Below are 20,089 nucleotides of genomic sequence, written 5' to 3'. Positions count from 1 at the left end.
CGTCCCCGTCCGATCCCGCCGACGTTCCCGGTCACTTCTACGGTACGTTCCGGGCCATGAGGCTCACGATCATCGGCGGGGGTGGCTTCCGCGTCCCCCTGGTATACCGGGCGCTGCTGTCGGACGCCGCACGCGATTCACCCGATCGGTGTACGCGGGTCACGCTGCACGACACCGACCAGGACCGGGTCCGCGTCATCGCCTCGGTGCTGGCCGGGCTGGCCGCGGGGGTGCCTGGGGCGCCCGAGGTGCGGGTGGCCGGGTCGTTGGACGAGGCGGTGCGGGGCGCCGACTTCGTGTTCTGCGCGGTCCGGGTCGGCGGCACGGCGGGCCGCGTCCGCGACGAGCGCGTGCCGCTGGGGCACGGCGTGCTGGGGCAGGAGACGACGGGCGCGGGCGGGGTGCTGTACGGGCTGCGCACGGTGCCGGTGGCGCTGGAGATCGCGGCCCGCGTCCGGGCACTGGCACCGGAGGCGTGGCTGATCAACTTCACCAACCCGGCGGGCATGGTGACCGAGGCGATGGCCACGCAGCTCGGCCACCGCGTCATCGGCATCTGCGACTCGCCGGTGGGGCTCGTGCGGCGGGCGGCGCGGGCGGCGGGGGTCGATCCGGCGGCGGTCGGTTTCGGCTACCTGGGACTCAACCACCTCGGCTGGCTGCGCTCGCTGACCCACCGGGGCCGTGACCTGCTGCCGGGGCTGCTGGCGGACGACGAGGCGCTGGCGTCGTTCGAGGAGGGCCGGCTGTTCGGCGGTGCGTGGCTGCGCGCGCTGGGGGCGCTGCCCAACGAGTACCTGCACTACTACTACTTCCGGCGGGAGACGCTGGCCGCGGCGCGGGCGGCGGAGGCCACCAGGGGCGAGTTCCTGAACGCGCAGCAGGGCGCGTTCTTTTCGGACGCGGCGCGCGAGCCGGGCCGCGCGCCCGAGCTGTGGGAACGCACGCGCCGGGAGCGGGAGGAGACGTACGGCGCGGAGGGGCGCGCGGCGTCGGGCGGCTGGCAGCGGGACAGCTGCGATCTGGCCGGCGGTGGCTACGAACGCGTCGCGCTCGACCTGATGGCGGCCATCACGGGCGACCGGCGTTCCCGGCTGATCCTGAACGTCCGCAACGGCGGGACGGTGCCGGAGCTGCCGGCCGACGCGATCGTCGAGACGGTCTGCGAGGTGACGGCGCAGGGCGCGCGCCCGGTGCCGTGCCTGTCGCCCGGAGCGGCGGAGCTGGGTCTCATGCTCCAGGTCAAGGCGGTGGAACGGGCCACGATCGAGGCGGCGGCGACCGGCTCGCGCCGCGCGGCGCTGCGCGCCCTGGCACTGCACCCGCTGGTGGACTCGCCCGCGGTCGCCACCCGCATCCTGGCCGAACACGCCCAGCACGCCGGGCACGGGTGAAAAACACGTGGCGCGCCGCGGCGCCGGGCGCCGATGCTTCGGGACATGTCTCCCGCATCCCCTGACGCCACGCCCGCACCCGCCTTCGGCTGGTCCGACATGTTTGTCCATCCCGACGAGGACCCCCGCTCCGACGGCCGTTTCCGCGGCGAACGCGACAACCTCGTCGGTTACCTGGCCGACCAGCGCCTGACCCTGGCCCTGAAGTGCGAGGGGCTCGACGCCGAGGCGCTTGCGCGCCGCTCCGTTCCGCCGTCCCCCATGTCGTTGCTCGGTCTGGTCCGGCACATGGCCGATGTCGAACTGGGCTGGTTCCGGCAGGTGCTGGCCGGGCAGGACGTGCCGCGGCCGTTCCGCACCGCGGAGGACCCCGACGCGGACTTCAACGGCGCGGTCGCCGACCCGCGGGCGGTCGAGGAGGCGTTCGCCGCCTGGCGCGCCGAAATCGCCTTCGCGGAACGGTTCGTGGCCGAGGCACCGGACCTGGGCGTCACCGGACGCCGGGCCAGGGACGGCGAGCCGGTCGAGCTGCGGGAGGTCATGGTGCACATGATCGAGGAGTACGCCCGGCACAACGGGCACGCGGATCTGCTGCGCGAGCGGATCGACGGCCGGGTCGGGCAGTAGCGCGTCAGGTCCCGCGGCGCGGCACCGGGACGCGCATCAGGTCCTCGGCGACCGTCAGCGTGCCGGCGAATCCGGCGGCCCGCGCCTCGGCGGCGAAGTCCGCCGGGTCCTGGTAGCGCTGCGAGAAGTGCGTCAGCACCAGGTGCCGCACCCCGCACTCGGCGGCGACGCGGCCCGCCTGCCCGGCGGTGAGGTGGCCGTACTCACGGGCGAGCGCGGCGTCCCGGTCGAGGAAGGTCGACTCGATGACCAGCAGGTCGCACCCGTCCGCGAGCGCGAAGACGCCGTCGCACAGCCGGGTGTCCATGACGAACGCGAAGGACTGCCCGGGCCGCGGCGCGGTGACGTCGTCCGCCGTCACGCCGCGCAGCGTGCCCGCGCGCAGGAGCCGTCCGACGTCCGGGCCCTCGATGCCGTGCGCCGCGAGCCGCTCGGGCAGCACGCGGCGGCCGTCGGGCTCCGTCAGCCGGTAGCCGAACGTCTCGACGGGGTGGGACAGTCCGCGCGCGGTGAGGGTGAACTCCGCGGTGCGTTCAAGGACTCCGGGGCCGGTCACGGGGCGCGGCAGGATCTGTGCGGTGTCGTGGTAGGCGGTGGCGTACCGCAGCCGGTCGAAGAACTCCTGCCCGCCCGCCGGGTAGTGCGCGGTGACCGGGTGCGGGACCCGGTCCAGGCTGATGCGCTGGAACACGCCGGCGAGCCCCAGGGAGTGGTCGCCGTGGAAGTGCGTGACGCAGATCCGGGTGAGCGCGGTGGCGCCGATCCCGGCGAGCAGCAGCTGCCGCTGCGTTCCCTCGCCGGGGTCGAAGAGGATGGTCTCCGCGTCCCAGCGCAGCACGTAGCCGTTGTGGTTGCGGTGCCGGGTGGGCACCTGGCTGGCGGTGCCGAGGACCACCAGTTCGCGTGCGGTCACGGCCTACCCGGGGGGCCATTCCAGGCCGCGGCCGCCCAGCACGTGGGCGTGCGCGTGGAAGACGGTCTGCCCGGCGCCGGTGCCGGTGTTGAACACGACGCGGTAGCCGCTGCCGTCCACCTTCTGGTCGGCCGCGACGTGCCCCGCCTCGCGCAGCACGTCGGCGGCCAGCGCGGGGTCGGCGGCGGCGAGGGCCGCGGCGTCCCGGTGGTGCGCCTTGGGAATGATCAGCACGTGGCAGGGCGCCTGCGGGTTGATGTCCTGGAACGCGACCGTGGTGGCCGTCTCCCTGACCACCGTCGCGGGCACGTCGCCCGCCACGATCTTGCAGAACAGGCAGTCCGCCTCGGGTTCTCCCGCCATCGCCTGGCACTCTCCTCGCGGCCCTCGTCAACGCGTACGCACGGATGCTACCGCCGGGGCGGTACGGAAACGGGCCGCCGTACCCGATTCAGGCCCTGCCCGCCGGCGGAACCGGCTGGTAACGTGCGGCGGGCTTGTATACGAACAGCCCGGACGATCAAGGACGCTCGACCATGACCCAGGAACCGCAACGGGAACAGTGGGGCACCCGCGCCGGCTTTCTCATGGCCGCCATCGGCTCGGCCGTCGGCCTCGGCAACATCTGGCGCTTCCCCGCGGTGACATACGAGAACGGCGGCGGCGCGTTCATGGTGCCGTACCTGCTCGCCCTGCTCACCGCGGGCATTCCGCTGCTGATCCTCGAATACACGATCGGCCGCAAGTACCGGTCCTCGCCCCCGGGCGCCCTGCGCCAGCTGTCCCGGCCCGCCGAGGCGATCGGCTGGTGGCAGGTGGCGATCTGCTTCGTCGTCGCCACCTACTACGCGGCGATCCTGGCCTGGGCGGTCCGTTACGTCGGCTTCTCGTTCGACCAGTCCTGGGGCGACGACCCCGAGGGCTTCCTGATGGGCGACTTCCTCAAGGTCTCCGACAGTCCGGGCGAGATCTCGACGTTCGTGCCGGGCGTGGTCTGGCCGCTGATCGCCGTGTGGCTGGTCGTGCTCGTCATCCTCGTCCTGGGCGTGCGGCGCGGAATCGAACGCGCCAACACCGTCTTCATCCCGCTGCTCGTGGTGTTCTTCCTGATCCTGGTGGTCAGGGCGCTCACGCTGGACGGCGCGGACCTCGGCCTCGACGCGCTCTTCGCGCCCGACTGGGGCGCGCTCGGCGACGGCGGCGTGTGGGTCGCCGCCTACGGGCAGATCTTTTTCTCGCTGTCCGTCGGCTTCGGCATCATGATCACCTACGCCTCGTACCTGCGCCGCAAGTCCGACCTCACCGGCTCCGCGCTCGTGGCCGGCTTCGCCAACAGCTCCTTCGAGATCCTGGCCGGCCTGGCCGTCTTCGCCACCCTCGGATTCATGGCCGCCGAGTCGGGGCTCGCCGTCAGCGAGGTGACCAGCAGCGGCGTCGGCCTCGCGTTCGTCGCGTTCCCGCAGATCATCTCCGAGATGCCGATGGGCGCGTTCTTCGGCGTGCTGTTCTTCGGCTCCCTGGTGCTCGCCGGGCTCACTTCCCTCATCAGCATCGTGCAGGTGATCGTCGCCACCGTCGAGGACCGCATGGGCCTGCGGCGCGTGCCGGCCGTGCTGGCCGTCTGCGGCGCGGTGGCCGTGGTGTCCACCGTGCTGTTCTCCAGCGACAGCGGGCTGCACTTCCTGGACGTCTCCGACCACTTCATCAACCAGTACGGCATCGTCCTGGCCGGGCTCGTCCTGGTGATCACCGTCAGCTGGGGCCTGCGCAGACTGCCCGCCCTCCAGCGGCACGCCGACGCGACCTCCTCCGTGCCACTGCGGATCTGGTGGCGGATCTGCCTGGGCATCATCACCCCGCTGGTGCTCATCTGGATGATGGTCGACAGCCTCACCGACGAGTTCGACGAGAACTACGCGGGCTACGACACCTCGTTCCTGCTCTGGTCCGGCTGGGGGGTCGCCGCCGCCGCCCTCGTCGTCGGCGTCCTGCTCTCGCTGGTGCGGTGGCGGCGTAATCCGACCGGTTCCCAGGACACCGAGGACACCGAGGACACCCAGGACGCGACCGCGCGAAGGAGCAGCTGATGTCGGCCTCGGCCATCGTCATGATGATCATTGCCATGACCATCGTGTGGGGCGGCCTCGTCGCCGCGATCGTGTGGCTGCGCCGCCACCCCGACGAACCGACCCCGGAAGCCTGACCGTTCCGGGACCGGTCACGGGTCTGGCCGGATATCCTCCAACCAACCCCGGGCGACGGAACGTCCATGCCGACATCCGGACCGTGCCGAACGGGGCACGACGGGGCAACGGCATTCCGAGGGGGACGGCAGATGCAGAGCGGGCACGTCATCCGCAGGCTGCGGTTCACCCTGAGCACCGATGAGGTCACCGAACGGGTCACGGCCGCCGCGGACGGCACCGGCCGCCTGCCCGAGCACCTGCCGCCCCTGGTCGCCGCCGCGGCGCCCGCCCCGCCCGTGCGCGGCGGCGGCTGCCTGGCCCACGCCGGGCTGCCGGGCGGCGGCAGCCTCCTCCTGTGCCGCGGTGCCGCCGACGGCACCGTCGACGCGCTGTACCTGCCGCACGGGCCGGAGCGCGCCCTCGGCGACATCCTGCCCGTCGACCTGTGGCGCTCCCCGCTGTGGGACCGCCCGCACGAGCCGGACGCCGCTCCGGCGCCGGAGCCGGAGCCGGGCACCGAGCTGACCGCCGAGGAGCTGGCCGACTTCGCCAGGGCGCGGTCCGACCGCCTGGTCCCGTTCCTCAGCGATGTGCGCGCCCTGTTCACCTCCCCCGCCGGCCGTCAGCTCGTGCTCGCCGAGGAGGAACAGGCCACCGTGGCCCGGTGGATCGGGCTCGCCACCTGGTTCCTCGACCGGTACGGCACCGCGGGGCAGGCCAGGGCGCTGACGTTCACCACCGGCACCGCCTGCCCGCTCGACGCCCCGCAGCAGATCATCGGCATCGGCCCCGACGCCGCGTTCGACCGCAAGGACCCCGACGTCCTGCGGCACCGCTACCGCGTGCACGACGGACTCGGCGGCGAGGGCAGCCCGCCACGCGTCGACCCGTGGGTGACCCAGGCCGTCCGGGACTGGCTGCCGCGGCTGCCCGGCGCGTCAGGCCCCCCGCCGCCGCTGCCGCCCGCGGCGCCCGCCGCCGTTCAGGAACGGCTGCGCGAGTCGGCGAAAAACCTGCGCGGCGGCCCGCACCACCTGCACGGCGTGGGCCTGTTCCGGATGCTGCGCGGCCGGCTCGGCGAGAGCGAGGAGCTGAACGAGAAGACCCTCAGGCTCATCTACGAGCTGGTCTGGGACAAGTCGGACCCCGACCTGGCCGGCGCCCTCGAACTGGCCAGGACCTGCCCGCTCCCGCTGCTCGTCAGCACCGGCATCCACCTGCGCCTGCTGAACTGGATCACCCGCGGCGGCACCGTCAACGACAAGCGCTGCGAGCTGGCCCGCGAACTGCTGCGTCACGAGGACGCCTACCCGTTCACCTCCAGCGGGCGCGAAACAGCCCGGCTGCTGGTGCGGGGGCAGGAGCTGAACGCGGGCGGCCCCGGGGCCGCCGACGCCGAGCAGCACCTGCGCCGCGAGCTGAACCGCAGCGACTCCATGGTGCGGCCCGAAGTGCTGATCTGGGCGCGGCGCCAGCTGCGCCAGTACGAGGAGAGCACCGCGCTGCCCCCGCCCCCGCCGCCGCGGACGGCACCCCCGCCCCCGCCGCCCCGGCAGCCGCCGCCCTTCCGGGCGCCGCCCGCGCAGCCGCCACCCCCGCAGCCGCCGCCTCCGGTGCGCCGGCCGCCCCACATTCCGCCAACTGACCGGACCTGACCGTCCCTTCGGAGAGGTATCCCGTGAGCGACATCCCCGGTGGCCCCATGGCCAGCCGTCCCCTCCACTTCATCTGGCTGCTCGACTGCTCGGGCTCCATGGGGATCAATGGCAAGATCACACAGCTCAACTACGCCATCCGCGAGGCCATCCCCGAGATGCGCAAGGCCGCCGACGACAACCCCGGCGCCGAACTTCTCGTCCGGGCCGTCACGTTCAGCTCCGGCGCCTCCTGGCACCTGGCCGCACCCACCGCCATCCAGGACTTCACGTGGGAGGACGTCTACGCCCACAGCACCACCGACCTCGGCGCCGCGCTGCGCCTGACCTCGGAGGCGCTGAAGACGCCGCCGATGCCGGGCCGCGCGCTGCGCCCGGTGCTCGCGCTGGTCTCGGACGGACTGCCCACCGACGACTGGCGCTCCGGGCTGCGCGACATCGACGCCACCCCTTGGGGCAAGCGCGCGGTACGCGTCGCCATCGGCATCGGCGAGGACGCGGACCGCGAGATGCTCAAGGAGTTCCTGGCCAACCCGGAGCAGGAGCCGCTGCGCGTGAAGAACCCCAAGCAGCTGGTCGCCGCGATCCGCTGGGCCTCCACCGTCGCCGTGGCCACCGCCTCCACCCCGGCCGTCGAGGGCGACAAGCAGCTGGCCACGCCGATGGACCGCACGCCCACCATCACGGCCGGCGCGAGCGACGACGACGTCTGGTGAGCGACGCCCACGCGGCCACCGAGCCGCACCTCGTCACCCACCACGCACTACGCCGCGTGGGCGGAGAAGCGAACGAGGAGACACAGTGAGCGACGCCCACGCGGCCACCGAGCCGCACCTCGTCACCCACCACGCACTACGCCGCGTGGGCGGAGAAGCGAACGAGGAGACACAGTGAGCGACGCCCACGCGGCTGCCGGGCCGCACCTCGCCGGGTCCGCGCATGCCGCCTTCCGGCTGCTCGGGCAGGACGTGACGGGGCGGGGCAAGGAGTACAGCCAGGACAGTCACCTGGCGTTTCTCGCCGCGGGCGGGCGCGCCGCGGTCCTCACCGTCGCGGACGGGCACGGGGCCGCCGCCCACTTCCGCAGCGACCTCGGCGCCCGCTGGGCCGCCGAGGAGTTCGCCGCCTGCGCCCGCCGCTTCGTGGCCGGTGCCCTGTCCGGGGAGGAGCCGCCCGGGTGGCCGGTGCGGCGGGAGATGGCGCGGGACCTGCCGCGGCGTCTCGTGCACGGCTGGCGGCTGCGCGTCGCCCGGCACGAGGCCAGCTCGCCCGCGCACGGCCGGGCGGGCGAGGCCCCCGCGTTCGACGCCTACGGCAGCACCCTGCTCGGCGTGGTCCTCACCCGCGAACTGCTGGTGTGCTGGCAGCTCGGGGACGGCGACATCACGCTGGTGTGGAACGAGGGGCCGCCCGAGGCCCCGCTGTACGCGGGCCAGGATCTCGGCGACGAGACGGAGTCGCTGTGCCAGCCGGAGGCGTGGCTGCGCGCCCGCATGCACTGGCGGCCGCTGACCGGCAAGGGCCCGCCGCCGGCCGTGCTGCTGTCGACCGACGGCCTGTCGAAGAGCTTCGAGGACCACGACGGGTTCCTCGGATTCGCGCGTGGCGTGCGCGACCGCGTCGAGTCGGAGGGGCGCGCGCAGGTGCAGGACAAACTCGCCGGCTGGCTCGGCCATGCGGCGACACATTCGGGGGACGACACCACCTTGGTGGGTGCCATTCCCGTCCCCCTGGAACGCACGACAGAACGACCTGAGTGACGACCTGAGTGACGAGGGGGAACACCGGATGAGCAGTACGCAGGGCACCGGCGGCATGCTGGATGCGGGGACCCGGCTGACGACGGAACGGGACGAGCAGGTCACCGTCAAGAGCCTGCTGGGCTTCGGTGGGCAGGGCGAGGTGTACGAGGTCGACACCCCGGGCGGGCCCGCGGCCCTGAAGTGGTACTTCCCGCAGCTCGCGGACGTCCACCGGTGGCGCATTCTGGAGGCGCTGGTGGACCGGGCCTGGGGCGACGACCGCTTCCTGTGGCCGCGCACGATCGTCGCCGACCCCTCGCGCGAGAGCTTCGGCTACGTGATGGACCTGCGCCCCGAGCGTTTCCACGATCTGCCGGCGCTGCTGCGCCGCGACAAGGCGGTGGCCGCGGCGACGCCGCGTTCGCTGATCACCACGGCCCTCAACACGGTCGAGGCGTACAAGACCCTGCACGAACAGGGCATCGCCTACCGCGACATCAGCTGGGGGAACGTCTTCTTCGACCCGGACAACGGCGATGTCCTGGTGTGCGACAACGACAACGCGGTCGTCGAAGGCGAGTCCGCCGGCATCGAGGGCACCATGAACTTCATGGCGCCCGAGCTCGTCCGCCGCGACCAGGGCGTCAAGCCGGGCATCCAGACGGACCTGCACTCGCTGGCGGTGCTGCTGTTCTACCTGCTGATGAATCATCACCCCTTCGACGGCGCCCTCGAACTGCGGATTCACTGCCTGGACGAGAAGGCGCAGCGGAAGCTGTACGGCACCGAGCCGGTGTTCGTCTACGACCCGGTGCGCACCGCCAACCGGCCCGTCCCGGGCGAGCAGGACACCGTCATCGCGACCTGGGGCGTTCTTCCGCAGGTGCTGCGCGACCTGTTCATCAAGACGTTCACCGAGGGCCTGACGAGGCCAGGGGAGCGGGCGCGCGAGTCGGAGTGGCGCGACGCGCTGAGCGCCGTGCGCGACGCGATCGTGCCGTGCGCGACCTGCGGCAAGGAGAACATGACCCAGCCGGACGGCGCCGCGCCCGCATGCTGGAAGTGCCGCCGCCCGGTGGATCTGCCGATGCGCCTTGAGCTGACCGCGGGCAAGGGCAAACGGCGTCCCCAGCGCCACATCCGGCTGAACCGCGGCGCCGAGCTGTACCCGCACCACCTGCACGAGGACCCCGAGCGGCACGACTTCGGCACGCCCATCGGCGAGGTCACCCCGCACCCGACGACGCCGGGCCGGTTCGGACTGACGAACCGCTCCACCTGGTCGTGGCGGGTGCGGCGCGCGGACGGCAGCCAGCTGGAGGTCCCGCCGGGCCGCACCGCGGCGCTGCGCCCGGGTCTGCTCCTCGAACTGGGCGACGGCGCCGAGGCGGTCGTACGGGAACGGTGAACGCGCCGGGCGCCCGCTACCGGCGGACCAGCCGGCTCGCCTGGCTGACGGTCCTGCCCACGGTCTCGCGGGCGTAGTACAGCGCGAGCCGCGGGAACGGCAGCGCGGGCAGGCGGGTCACCGCGGGTTCGCTGGTGGCGTGCGTGGCGTCCGGGCGGGCCAGGGGCACGGCCGTGATCGTGTACGCGGCGCGGCCGACGGGCAGTTGGACCGGCCCGGCACGGTGCAGGCTGCGGGGCACGCGCCGCTCCTCGCGCCGCCCGCCGCCCTCCCACGTCACCAGGACGAGCACGGCGGGCTCCGGCCAGGTGAACGCGATCTCCGCGCTGCCCGGCCCCCGCCTCCTCGCCGACAGGTCCCGCACCGCGCCCAGGGTCTCCAGCAGCACCGAGGGCCCGGCCACGGCCCGCGGGCCCAGCACGCTGACAGCGGTCAGCCGCAGCGCGGCGCGCGGCGGCGGCAGCACGGTGACGGTGCGTTCCCGCCCCTCGCCCTGGAGCGCGGACAGGCCAGGCAGCGCCGCGGACACGTCGTCGCCGGGCTCGGGCATGCGCTCCCGCCACTGCACGAGGCGGGACTCGCCCCGCTCCGGGGCCTGCCAGCCCAAGGTGACCCGGCCGTCGGCCGCGGCGGCGAGCGCGATGTCGCCCGGCACCGGCGCGGGCCACTCCTCGGCGACTCCGGTGACCCGTTCCCCGGCCGACCACACCGTCTCGCCGTCCTCGCCCGGGTAGGCGCACCGCAGCAGGTAGCTGTGAGGGCCGGGCGGCAGCGGCCGGTCGGTCAGCCCGTCGGGACCGCAGGGCACCGGCGTTCCGGCGTCCGTGCCCGGCCCCGCGGTCCGCACCACGCACACCTCGGCCGCCGCCGGATGCGCCCGCCACCGCAGCCGCAGCCCGTCGGGCACCACCTCGGCCCGCGCGCCCGTGACGTCGGGCGTCACGCGCAGCGGCGCGGTGGCGCGGGCCGTGCCCGCGATGCGGCCGTCCTGCCAGGGCACGACGGCGTAACGCAGCGTCCGCCCGGTCGGCGGGTCGGCGTCCCAAGCCTCGTGCCCGGCGCCGCCCGCGGCGGAGGCGGCGACCTCGACGGCCGTGCCGGGGCCTTCCGTCTCGGCCCAGCGCAGCACCTGGAAGCGGACGGAACGGCCGGGCGCCGGCCACGTCAGCCGGGCCGTGCCTGACTCGACGGCGGCGGCCACGCGGGACGTCGCACCGCTGTCGCCGCCCGCCACCGCGGCGGCGAGCAGCGCGGCGCGCGCCCCCTCGTCGTCCACGGCGAGCCGCACGGCGCGCAGGCAGGCGGTGGCGGCGGCCCGGTGCAGGCCCGCCTCGCCGTGCCGGCCGGCGTCCGTCAACTCCCGTGCCACGTCGGCGAGCCGGGCCTCGATATCGGCGCGCAGCCGGGCAAGACCGGGGTCGGCCGCGTCCGGCGGAAGCTCCTGCGCGAGCTGCCGCGCCCGGTGCAGGCGGTGCGCGCGCCAGGCGTCGTCCAGATCTTCCGCCGCCTTCCGCATCCGGCCCGCGGCGGGGAATCCGGCCGCGACGGCGGCGGCGAGGACGGCGGCCTCGGCGGGGTCGACACCCAGTGCGACGGCCGCGTCCTCGGTGGGCCCGCCGTCGGTCAGCAGGCAGGCCAGCTGGTACAGCACGAGGCGCCGCAGCGCCATGGGGTCGTCGTCCGCCGCCTCGGCGAGCCGGTCGAGGACGTGCCGGGCGGCGCCCGCGCGCGGGTCGCCCGACGCCTCCCACCGCTCCGCGGCGCGGCGGCACTCGGCGGCGTCGGCGCGGCGCAGGTCGTGGCCGCGTTCCGGGGGCAGCCACAGCCCGTCGAGGACGCGGAGGCCGGGCCCGGCCGTGTCGTCGCCCGCCAGTCCCTTCGGCCGGTAGGCGGAGCCGCCGCCGGGCGGCAGCAGGGTGTCGGCGGCGTGCCGGAAACCGCCGTCGGCGAGGTGGCGGCACAGCTCCCCGTACCGGGGCACGGCCGGGAACAGCGGCAGCCAGGGCGGCGGCGGCCCGTCCGCGTCGGCCCGGCGGCCGGGGCGCCAGGCCCCGGCGGTTGCGGTGTCCACGGCGGCGGTCACCTCGGCGAGGTGTAGAAGTAGACCCAGAGCCGCGCGGTGTTGGCGGGCTCGTTGACCTGGAGGAAGTCCTCCGCGGTGATCTCCTCGGCAAACATGTCGGGGCGGGCCTCGTGCAGCTGATCGTTGACGAGGCGGGCGTAGCCGGTGCCGTTCAGCGTGCCGCCGAAGGTCAGCACGAACGCGGCCTCCTGGCCGGCCCACTCCTCGGTCGCCGCCGCGATCTGCTCCCGCAGCCACCCCGTGTCCCGGCCCTCGACGTCGAACATGACGGGCTCCTGCTCCACCCCGCGCGGGATGTCGGGCTCCTCGGGCGGCTCGGTGGGCTCGTCCGTCGGCTCGGCGGGCCCGGTCGGCGTCGGCTCGGGTGCCGCGAGCGGGTCCTCCTGGCCGCTCATCGACACCAGCGCCAGCACCAGCAGCAGGTCGGCAAACAGCCAGCCCGCGAGCGCCACGAGGCCGATGCGGCGCCGCGGCCGCCGAGGGCGCCCGGGGCGGACGGCGGTCACCGGCCCGCGCCCTGCTGGCTCGGCACACCACCGAACCCGGGCGGCCGGCCGGTCAGTTCACGGACTCCGGTGTCGACGCGGGCCGCGGCGTCCTGCCAGTGCGCCGCCGCCACGTCCCACCGTTCCGCGGCCTCGCGCATGCCGAGCACCGCGTCGTCGGTGCGGGCGGCGCTGTGCGTGACGGCCTCCGCGGCCTCGTGGGACGCCTGCGCCGCGGCCTGGGTGGTGGCGGTCAGCTCCCGCTGCACGGTGGTGAGTTCGGTCAGGGCGGCCTCGATCTGCTGCCCCATCCTGGTGATGCGCTCGCCGACGTCGCGGACCTCGGCGGCGTTGGCCGAGCTGACGCGGGTGGTCTCGGCCTGCCCGGACTGCACGGCCGCTTCGAGGCGGACGGTGGCGGCGCCGAGCGGCGTGGCCGCGTCGACGATGCGCTGTGCGGCGGCGCGCAGTTCCGTGGTGGCGTCGTGCGCGGCCGTGGTGGCCGTGGCGAGCGCCTGCTGCCCGTCGGTGGCGCGGCGCACCAGGGTGCCGAGCCGTCCGGCGGCCTTGGACAGCTCGCCGGTGAACTGCCGTGGCGTGGACAGGCGTTGCCCGGACAGGGCCAGCTGGGTGCGGGTGAGCACCGAGGTGAGGCGGCCCATGAGCCGTTCCCGCTCGGTCTGCTGCGCGTCCCACTCCCGCTCGGTGCGGCTCCTGACGCGGGCGTGCCAGATCGCGAGCAGCACGAGCAGGGAGATCAGCAGCACCGCCATCAGCGCGACATTGTCGAACTCGCCGAGCGTGGAGACCCGCCCGTCGAAGCCGGACTGCCACAGCTGGAGGAACGGCCGGGTCGCCTCCTCCGGGTCCTCGCCGGCCAGCTCGTCGTAGGCGCGCCCCGCCTCCCGCAGGCCGTACCAGGTGATCAGCAGCGGCACGAACACGAGGATGCCGAGCGCGGCTTCCAGCAGGTCGTCGCGGACGCGGCGCCGCCGCACGGCCGCCACCGCGTCGCGCAGCAGCTGCCCGGCGGGCCGCCCCTTCAGGCCCTGCCGGAACGCGGGGCTCAGCAGGTGGCGCAGGGTGCCGAGGGCGCCGCGGCGGGCCGGGGCCGGCGCGGCCGGGGCCATGCTCTCCTGGCGGGCGAACGCCTGGAGCAGGTCGATCTCGGCCCACTCGGCCAGATTGCGGTCGTGCTCCAAGTCGTCCGCGAGCCCGCGGAGCTCGGCTCGTCTGAGCGCGAGCAGCTCCTCGTCGGAAAGAAGCCTGAGTTCCCTGGCCAGCTCCGTCGTGTCCGTCAGCGGCGCGTGCTGCACTGTCGCGTTCCCCCCTGGGCCGAAGTACGCAGGACCCTACCCCACCGCGGCTGGGACCGGTCCCCAATCACAGGACGCCGGACCGCTGTTGACCGGTTGCGGTCGGGGCCCGTCCGGTCGCTCAGGCCCAGCGGCCGGTGCGGCCCATCAGGAGGGCGGCGGCGGCCGTGCCCGCGGTCGAGGTGCGCAGCACGGTCGGCCCCAGGCGGTAGGCGCGGGCCCCGGCGGCGGCGAACGCGTCCAGCTCCTCGGGTGTGACACCACCTTCGGGGCCGACGATCAGCACGATGTCGCCCTGCTCCGGCAGCGGCGCCGTCGCAAGCGGCTGGTCGGCCGACTCGTGCAGAACGGCCACGAACGTGGCCTCGGCGACCGGGCCTTCGGCCACCTGACGCGTCGTCATCGGCCCGGGGACCCGCGGGAACCACACGCGGCGCGCCTGCTTGCCCGCCTCGCGGGCGGTGGCGCGCCACTTCTCCAGCGACCTGGCCCCTCGTTCGCCGTGCCACTGGGTGACGCACCGGGCCGCCGACCAGGGGACGATGGCGTCCACGCCCGTCTCGGTCATGGCGGCCACCGCCAGCTCGCCGCGGTCGCCCTTGGCCAGGGCCTGCACCACGGTGAGCCACGGGCGCGGCGACTCCTCCCGGCTGACCTCGGTCACGTCGATCGTGAGCCGGTCCCGGCCGTCCACCGCAGCCACCGTTCCGGAGGCGCCGGTGCCCTCGCCGTCGGTGAGGACCACGGCCTCGCCGACCCGCAGGCGCCGCACCGACACGGCGTGCCTGCCCTCGGGGCCCGCCAGGGTCAGCGGCCCCGGGCCCCTGCCCGTGAGGCCGTCGTGCACGAAGACGGGCGCCGTCGCCATGCCGTTCGACTCCTGCCGTCCGTTCCGTTGCTGCGAATCCTGCCGCCTGCCGCCCCGGCCGCTAACGGCCGTTGAACGCGTCCTTCAGCCGCGAGAACAGGCCCTGCTGCCCCGGCTGGAACTGCCCGAGGGGACGCTCCTCACCGCGCAGCTTCGCCAGCCTGCGCAGCAGCTCCTCCTGCTCCGGGTCCAGCTTGCCCGGGGTCTGCACCTCGACGTGCACGATGAGGTCGCCCCGGCCGTTGCTGCGCAGGTGGGACACGCCGCGGCCGTGCAGCGGGATGGACTGCCCCGACTGCGTGCCGGGCCTGATGTCCACCTCCTCCATGCCGTCCAGCGTCTCCAGCGGCACCTTGGTGCCGAGCGCGGCGGCCGTCATGGGGACGGTGACCGTGCAGTGCAGGTCGTCGCCGCGGCGCTGGAAGGTCGGGTGCGGCTTCTCGCGGATCTCCACGTAGAGGTCGCCGGCGGGGCCGCCGCCGGGGCCGACCTCGCCCTCGCCCGCGAGCTGGATGCGGGTGCCGTTGTCCACGCCGGCCGGGATCTTCACGGTCAGCGTGCGGCGGCTGCGGACCCGGCCGTCGCCCGCGCACTCCGGGCACGGGGTCGGCACGACGGTGCCGAAGCCCTGGCACTGCGGGCAGGGCCGCGAGGTCATGACCTGCCCCAGGAACGACCGCGTGACCTGCGAGACCTCGCCGCGCCCGCGGCACATGTCGCAGGTCTGCGCGGAGGTACCGGGGGCCGCGCCCTCGCCGCTGCACGAGGTGCAGACGGTGGCGGTGTCGACCTGGATCTCCTTGGTGGTGCCGAACGCCGCCTCGTTGAGATCGATCTCCAGGCGGATCATGGCGTCCTGCCCGCGCCGGGTGCGCGACTTCGGGCCGCGCTGGGACGCGGTGCCGAAGAAGGCGTCCATGATGTCCGAGAAATTGCCGAAGCCGGCGCCGAAACCGGCACCCGCCCCGGCCGAGGCGCCGCCCATCGGGTCGCCGCCGAGGTCGTACATCTGTTTCTTCTGCGGATCGGAGAGCACCTCGTACGCGGTGTTGATCTCCTTGAACCGCTCCTGGGTCTTCGGGTCCGGGTTCACGTCCGGGTGCAGCTCGCGAGCCAGCCTGCGAAAGGCCTTCTTGATCTCGTCCTGCGAGGCATCGCGCTGCACGCCAAGGATCGCGTAGTAGTCCGCCGCCACCTAGTTCTCCGCGAGGATCTGTCCGACGTAACGTGCCACTGCGCGCACTGCTCCCATCGTTCCGGGGTAGTCCATGCGGGTCGGTCCGACCACGCCGAGCTTGGCGACCGCCTCGTCTCCTGAACCGTAACCGACCGAGACCACCGAGGTGGACGTCAGGCCCTCGTGAGCGTTCTCATGGCCGATGCGCACGGTCACGCCCGAGTCCTTCGCCTCCCCCAGCAGCTTCAGGAGCACCACCTGCTCCTCCAGTGCCTCCAGCACCGGCCGGATGGTGAGCGGGAAGTCCTGCCCGAAGCGGGTCAGATTGGCGGTGCCACCGATCATCAGCCGCTCCTCGGTCTCCTCCACCAGAGTCTCCAGCAAAGAGGACAGCACCGTCGAGACCGTGCCGCGCTCTTCCTGGTCGAAGGAATCCGGCAGATCCGCGACCAGGCGCGGCACCTCGGAGAAGCGCTCGCCGACGATCCTGCTGTTCAGCCGGGCGCGCAGATCGGCGAGCGAGGTCTCGCCGAAGGGTGCGGGGCAGTCGACGACGCGCTGCTCGACCCGTCCGGTGTCCGTGATCAGCACCAGCATCAGGCGGGCCGGAGCGAGCGAGAGCAGCTCGACGTGGCGCACCGTCGAGCGGCTGAGCGAGGGGTACTGCACGACGGCGACCTGCCGGGTCAGCTGCGCGAGCAGCCGGACCGTGCGGCCGACGACGTCGTCCAGGTCCACCGCGTTGGCCAAAAAGTTCTGAATGGCGCGGCGCTCGGCGGTCGAGAGCGGCTTGACGTCGGCGAGCTTGTCGACGAACAGCCGGTACCCCTTGTCCGTCGGCACTCGCCCCGCGCTGGTGTGGGGCTGGGCGATGTACCCCTCCTCCTCCAGCGCGGCCATGTCGTTGCGCACGGTCGCCGGGGAGACGTGCAGATTGTGCCGCTCGGTCAGCGCCTTGGAACCGACCGGCTCCTCGGTACCCACGTAGTCCTGGACGATGGCGCGCAACACTTCCAGCCTGCGCTCACTGAGCATGTCGCACACCTCCCGTCCGGCTGTCCGTCGCTGGTCGGCCGCCCTGGCACTCATCTGCGAGGAGTGCCAAGCCCTGTTCCAGTGTACGGCCGGGTAGCACGGCCAGGGAACGAGCAGCGGGCAGAAGGTGCCCACCACCCCGGCCGTTCATGCCCGTCCGCGCGGCCAGGACGCGGCCAGGACAGGGCCTAACGTCGTGGCATGGAATACACGTGGGAACGGCTCGCACCCGGTGTGATCAGGTGCCGGCTGGCCGGCTGGGACGAGACGGTCGGGGCCGTGGCCGGGGCGGACGGCGTCCTGCTGGTGGACGCCGGGCCCTCGGCCGCCGCGGGTGCCGCCCTGGCCGGGGAGGCGGCCGGGCTGCTGGGGGCGCCCGTCACCCGCGTGGTGATCACTCACCCGCACTTCGACCACGTGCTCGGTCTCGCGGGCCTGCCCGGGATCGCCACGCACGGCGCGGCCGGGCTGCCCGCCCACCTGGACCGCGGCGGGCGGGCGGAAGTCGCGGCCGCCGCCGTGCGGTACGGCATCGCGCGCGAGGCCGCGGAGGCGGACGCCGCGGCGCTGCGGCGCCCGTGGCACGAGGTGCGCGGCGAGACGGCCGTCGGCCTCGGCGGCAGGACGGCGGTGCTCGCCGACCTGGGGCCCGCGCACTCGGGGCATGACGTGGTGGTGGTCGTTCCGGGCCCGGTGCCCGTGGTGTTCTGCGGCGACCTGGTCGAGGAGTCGGGCGAGCCGCAGGCCGGACCCGACGCACGACCGGAACGCTGGCCCGCGGCCCTGGACCGGCTGCTCGCCCTCGGCGGCCGGAACGCGCGCTACGTGCCGGGCCACGGGGCCGTGGTGGACGCGGAGTTCGTGCGGGCGCAGCGGGCCGTGCTGGCCCGCAGGTTCGGTGTGCCCGCATGAGGCGACGTGGTCGAATGGGCCCATGCGCAGCAGACAGTACGGCCCCGATCTGACGCCGCCGTGGAAGCGGCGCAAGCCCGTTCCCGAGCTGGCGGCCGACCCCGGGCTCGTCGTCGAGGAGGTCACCACCGGCTTCTGCGGTGCGGTGATCCGCTGCGACAAGACGGCCGTGACGCTGGAGGACCGTTTCGGCACCCACCGGGACTTTCCGCTCGCTCCGGCCGCGTTCCTCTTCGAGGGGGACCCGGTGACCCTGGTCAGGCCGCGTCCGCGGGCCGCCGCCGACGGGCCGGCCCGCACCGCCTCCGGCTCACTCGCCGTGCCGGGCGCCCGCGCCCGGGTGGCGCGCGCCGGGCGCATCTATGTGGAGGGGCGCCACGACGCGGAGCTGGTCGAGAAGGTGTGGGGCGACGACCTGCGGATCGAGGGCGTCGTCGTGGAGTACCTCGCGGGCATCGACGACCTTCCCGAGGTCGTCCGGGCCTTCGGCCCCACCCCCGGGGCCAGGCTCGGGGTCCTGGTGGACCATCTGGTGCCGGGCTCCAAGGAGTCCAGGATCGCCGCCGGGATCGACGACCCGCACGTGCTGGTCGTCGGGCACCCGTTCATCGACATCTGGGCGGCGGTCAAGCCCGCCGCCGTGGGCATCCCGGCCTGGCCGGACGTGCCGCGCGGGCAGGACTGGAAGACCGGCGTGTGCCGCGCGCTCGGCTGGCCCGAGCACACCGGCGCGGCCTGGCAGCGCATCCTCGGCCGCGTGCACAGCTTCCGCGACCTCGACCCCGCACTGCTCGGCCCCGTCGAGCACCTGATCGACCACGTGACCGTCGGCGGACCCGGCGGACCGGCGTAGGCGGGCCCGCGGGACGGGGGACAATGGGAGCATGCCCTCCGCACCCCTGGACGGCGAGCCCGTGCCCGCGGACGGCGCGCTGCCCGCCACCGCGCGCGCCGGCGCCGCCGGCCGGCCACTCGCCTTCTACCTGCACGTGCCGTACTGCGCGACCCGTTGCGGGTACTGCGACTTCAACACCTACACGGCGGGCGAGCTGCGCGGTTCCGGCGGGGCGCTGGCCTCCCGGGAGAACTACGCGGAGGTCCTGGAGCAGGAGGTCCGGCTCGCGCGCAAGGTGCTGGGCGACGACCCGCGCCGGGTCAGCACGGTGTTCGTCGGCGGCGGCACCCCGACCCTGCTGCCGCCCGCCGACCTCGCGCGCATGCTGGACGCGGTGCGCGCCGAGTTCGGCCTCGCCGCCGACGCCGAGGTCACCACCGAGGCCAACCCGGACTCGGTCGGTCCCGAGTCGCTCGCCGCGCTGCGCGCGGCGGGCTTCACCCGGGTCTCGTTCGGCATGCAGAGCGCACGCCGGCACGTGCTCGCCGTTCTGGAACGCACCCACACGCCGGGGCGCCCGGAGGCCTGCGTCGCCGAGGCGCGCGCCGCCGGCTTCGAGCACGTCAGCCTCGACCTGATCTACGGCACCCCGGGCGAGACCGACGCGGACTGGCGGGCCTCGCTGGCGGCGGCCATCGGCGCGGGCCCCGACCACGTCTCGGCGTACTCGCTGATCGTCGAGGACGGCACGCGCCTGGCGGGCCGCGTCCGCCGCGGCGAGGTGGCCGCACCCGACGACGACGTGCACGCCGACCGCTACCTGATCGCCGAGGAGGCGCTCGCCGCGGCCGGGTTCGCCTGGTACGAGGTCTCCAACTGGGCCACCTCCCCCGCCGCCCGCTGCCGGCACAACGAGCTGTACTGGACCGGCGCGGACTGGTGGGGCGCGGGACCCGGCGCGCACAGCCATGTCGGCGGCGTCCGCTGGTGGAACGTGAAGCACCCCGGCGCGTACGCCCAGGCGCTCGCCGAGGGCCGCTCCCCCGGCGCGGGCCGCGAGGTACTGACGGCGGAGGACCGCCGGGTGGAGCACATCCTGCTCCGGCTGCGCCTCGGCGCCGGCTGCGAGCTGTCCCTGCTGCGCCCCGACGGCCTCGCGGCGGCCCGCCGTGCCCTGGCCGACGGCCTGCTGCGCCCCGGTGCGTTCACCGCGGGGCGCGCGGCGCTGACGCTGCGCGGCCGGCTCCTCGCGGACGCCCTGACCCGGGACCTCGTGGACTGACGGCTCTCCGACGGCGGCGCCACGCGGCCCCGGCGTTGCCGGCCCGACCACCGGCGCTCAGGAGTTCCCTCCCGGCCTCGCCGGCGCAACGCTGCCGCCGTTCCGGCCCGAACGCCGTCGCCGTCGCCGTCGCCGTCGCCGTCGCCGTCGCCGTCGCCGTCGGCAGGCTCG

19 protein-coding genes are annotated in these 20,089 nt (G+C 74.5%); 11 read left to right on the top strand and 8 right to left on the bottom strand.

The features are described 5' to 3' along the window. Positions 1-56: 56 nt before the first annotated feature. A complete protein-coding gene (locus STBA_RS25825) occupies positions 57-1,394 on the top strand; it encodes a 6-phospho-beta-glucosidase (RefSeq protein WP_077061507.1) in 1,338 nt (445 codons plus the stop codon). A gap of 45 nt (positions 1,395-1,439) precedes the next feature. Beyond that, positions 1,440-2,021: a DinB family protein gene (locus STBA_RS25820; protein ID WP_077063597.1), complete on the top strand. Its 582-nt coding sequence runs from the start codon at positions 1,440-1,442 to the stop codon at positions 2,019-2,021. A gap of 4 nt (positions 2,022-2,025) precedes the next feature. On the opposite strand, the gene STBA_RS25815 is transcribed toward STBA_RS25820, so the two are convergent. Both STBA_RS25815 and STBA_RS25810 read right to left on the bottom strand, forming a co-directional pair. Then, the gene (locus tag STBA_RS25815; RefSeq protein WP_077061506.1) at positions 2,026-2,934 is read right to left on the bottom strand and encodes a ribonuclease Z; all 909 of its coding nucleotides are present in this window, start codon (positions 2,932-2,934) and stop codon (positions 2,026-2,028) included. Positions 2,935-2,937: 3 nt separating this feature from the next. Next, complete coding sequence (locus tag STBA_RS25810; protein ID WP_077061505.1) at positions 2,938-3,297, bottom strand: HIT domain-containing protein; 360 nt, start codon at positions 3,295-3,297, stop codon at positions 2,938-2,940. 173 nt (positions 3,298-3,470) lie between these two features. Between STBA_RS25810 and STBA_RS25805 the strand changes: the two genes are divergently transcribed. The 6 genes from STBA_RS25805 to STBA_RS25780 all read left to right on the top strand — a co-directional run bounded on the left by STBA_RS25805 (position 3,471) and on the right by STBA_RS25780 (position 9,925). Next, positions 3,471-5,021, top strand: a complete 1,551-nt coding sequence (locus tag STBA_RS25805) for a sodium-dependent transporter (RefSeq protein WP_077061504.1) — start codon at positions 3,471-3,473, stop codon at positions 5,019-5,021. Beyond that, positions 5,021-5,137 (top strand): methionine/alanine import family NSS transporter small subunit, encoded by a 117-nt coding sequence (locus STBA_RS25800; protein WP_077061503.1) that lies wholly within the window; start codon positions 5,021-5,023, stop codon positions 5,135-5,137. The genes STBA_RS25805 and STBA_RS25800 overlap by 1 nt, the downstream gene beginning before the upstream one ends. Positions 5,138-5,269: 132 nt before the next feature. Continuing rightward, a complete protein-coding gene (locus tag STBA_RS38420) occupies positions 5,270-6,775 on the top strand; it encodes a hypothetical protein (protein ID WP_077061502.1) in 1,506 nt (501 codons plus the stop codon). A 47-nt stretch (positions 6,776-6,822) separates the two neighbouring features. Continuing rightward, complete coding sequence (locus STBA_RS25790) at positions 6,823-7,491, top strand: tellurium resistance protein (RefSeq protein ID WP_079252171.1); 669 nt, start codon at positions 6,823-6,825, stop codon at positions 7,489-7,491. A 174-nt stretch (positions 7,492-7,665) separates the two neighbouring features. Continuing rightward, the gene (locus STBA_RS25785; protein WP_079252170.1) at positions 7,666-8,535 is read left to right on the top strand and encodes a protein phosphatase 2C domain-containing protein; all 870 of its coding nucleotides are present in this window, start codon (positions 7,666-7,668) and stop codon (positions 8,533-8,535) included. Positions 8,536-8,563: 28 nt separating this feature from the next. After that, positions 8,564-9,925 carry a serine/threonine-protein kinase gene (locus tag STBA_RS25780; protein ID WP_077061501.1) on the top strand — a complete coding sequence of 454 codons (1,362 nt, stop codon included), beginning with the start codon at positions 8,564-8,566 and terminating at the stop codon, positions 9,923-9,925. 16 nt (positions 9,926-9,941) lie between these two features. Here STBA_RS25780 and STBA_RS25775 read toward each other — a convergent pair whose 3' ends face one another. From STBA_RS25775 to hrcA, 6 genes are all read right to left on the bottom strand, one after another. Next, positions 9,942-11,996, bottom strand: a complete 2,055-nt coding sequence (locus STBA_RS25775; protein ID WP_143659576.1) for a hypothetical protein — start codon at positions 11,994-11,996, stop codon at positions 9,942-9,944. 8 nt (positions 11,997-12,004) lie between these two features. Then, positions 12,005-12,514, bottom strand: coding sequence for a hypothetical protein (locus tag STBA_RS25770; protein WP_077061499.1), 510 nt, complete (start codon positions 12,512-12,514; stop codon positions 12,005-12,007). After that, positions 12,511-13,809: a hypothetical protein gene (locus STBA_RS25765; protein WP_077061498.1), complete on the bottom strand. Its 1,299-nt coding sequence runs from the start codon at positions 13,807-13,809 to the stop codon at positions 12,511-12,513. Before STBA_RS25765 ends, STBA_RS25770 begins: the two co-directional genes overlap by 4 nt. Positions 13,810-13,930: 121 nt before the next feature. Next, positions 13,931-14,677 carry a 16S rRNA (uracil(1498)-N(3))-methyltransferase gene (locus STBA_RS25760; protein WP_077061497.1) on the bottom strand — a complete coding sequence of 249 codons (747 nt, stop codon included), beginning with the start codon at positions 14,675-14,677 and terminating at the stop codon, positions 13,931-13,933. Between the two features lie 61 nt (positions 14,678-14,738). Next, positions 14,739-15,872, bottom strand: coding sequence for a molecular chaperone DnaJ (gene dnaJ, locus STBA_RS25755; protein ID WP_077061496.1), 1,134 nt, complete (start codon positions 15,870-15,872; stop codon positions 14,739-14,741). Next, positions 15,873-16,889, bottom strand: coding sequence for a heat-inducible transcriptional repressor HrcA (hrcA, locus tag STBA_RS25750; protein ID WP_077061495.1), 1,017 nt, complete (start codon positions 16,887-16,889; stop codon positions 15,873-15,875). 201 nt (positions 16,890-17,090) lie between these two features. Between hrcA and STBA_RS25745 the strand changes: the two genes are divergently transcribed. From STBA_RS25745 to hemW, 3 genes are read left to right on the top strand one after another with little or no spacing between them, the layout of a single operon-like run. Next, on the top strand, positions 17,091-17,801 hold the full coding sequence (locus STBA_RS25745; protein WP_077061494.1) for an MBL fold metallo-hydrolase: 711 nt from the start codon (positions 17,091-17,093) through the stop codon (positions 17,799-17,801). Positions 17,802-17,823: 22 nt separating this feature from the next. Next, a complete protein-coding gene (locus tag STBA_RS25740; RefSeq protein WP_077061493.1) occupies positions 17,824-18,654 on the top strand; it encodes a DUF3097 domain-containing protein in 831 nt (276 codons plus the stop codon). A gap of 31 nt (positions 18,655-18,685) precedes the next feature. After that, the gene (hemW, locus tag STBA_RS25735) at positions 18,686-19,918 is read left to right on the top strand and encodes a radical SAM family heme chaperone HemW (RefSeq protein ID WP_077061492.1); all 1,233 of its coding nucleotides are present in this window, start codon (positions 18,686-18,688) and stop codon (positions 19,916-19,918) included. Positions 19,919-20,089: the final 171 nt, after the last annotated feature.

Origin of the sequence: Streptomyces sp. MP131-18, from assembly GCF_001984575.1 — a bacterium.
Classification (GTDB): domain Bacteria; phylum Actinomycetota; class Actinomycetes; order Streptomycetales; family Streptomycetaceae; genus Streptomyces; species Streptomyces johnsoniae.
This window is presented reverse-complemented; position numbering and strand designations above follow the sequence as displayed.

Coding starts and splice junctions, on each gene's coding strand:
- STBA_RS38420 (WP_077061502.1), top strand. CDS start 5,270: ATGCAGAGCGGGCACGTCATCCGCAGGCTGCGGTTCACCCTGAGCACC.
- STBA_RS25810 (WP_077061505.1), bottom strand. CDS start 3,297: ATGGCGGGAGAACCCGAGGCGGACTGCCTGTTCTGCAAGATCGTGGCG.
- STBA_RS25760 (WP_077061497.1), bottom strand. CDS start 14,677: ATGGCGACGGCGCCCGTCTTCGTGCACGACGGCCTCACGGGCAGGGGC.
- STBA_RS25740 (WP_077061493.1), top strand. CDS start 17,824: ATGCGCAGCAGACAGTACGGCCCCGATCTGACGCCGCCGTGGAAGCGG.
- hrcA (WP_077061495.1), bottom strand. CDS start 16,889: ATGCTCAGTGAGCGCAGGCTGGAAGTGTTGCGCGCCATCGTCCAGGAC.
- STBA_RS25745 (WP_077061494.1), top strand. CDS start 17,091: ATGGAATACACGTGGGAACGGCTCGCACCCGGTGTGATCAGGTGCCGG.
- STBA_RS25790 (WP_079252171.1), top strand. CDS start 6,823: ATGGCCAGCCGTCCCCTCCACTTCATCTGGCTGCTCGACTGCTCGGGC.
- STBA_RS25780 (WP_077061501.1), top strand. CDS start 8,564: ATGAGCAGTACGCAGGGCACCGGCGGCATGCTGGATGCGGGGACCCGG.
- hemW (WP_077061492.1), top strand. CDS start 18,686: ATGCCCTCCGCACCCCTGGACGGCGAGCCCGTGCCCGCGGACGGCGCG.
- STBA_RS25825 (WP_077061507.1), top strand. CDS start 57: ATGAGGCTCACGATCATCGGCGGGGGTGGCTTCCGCGTCCCCCTGGTA.
- STBA_RS25800 (WP_077061503.1), top strand. CDS start 5,021: ATGTCGGCCTCGGCCATCGTCATGATGATCATTGCCATGACCATCGTG.
- STBA_RS25820 (WP_077063597.1), top strand. CDS start 1,440: ATGTCTCCCGCATCCCCTGACGCCACGCCCGCACCCGCCTTCGGCTGG.
- STBA_RS25805 (WP_077061504.1), top strand. CDS start 3,471: ATGACCCAGGAACCGCAACGGGAACAGTGGGGCACCCGCGCCGGCTTT.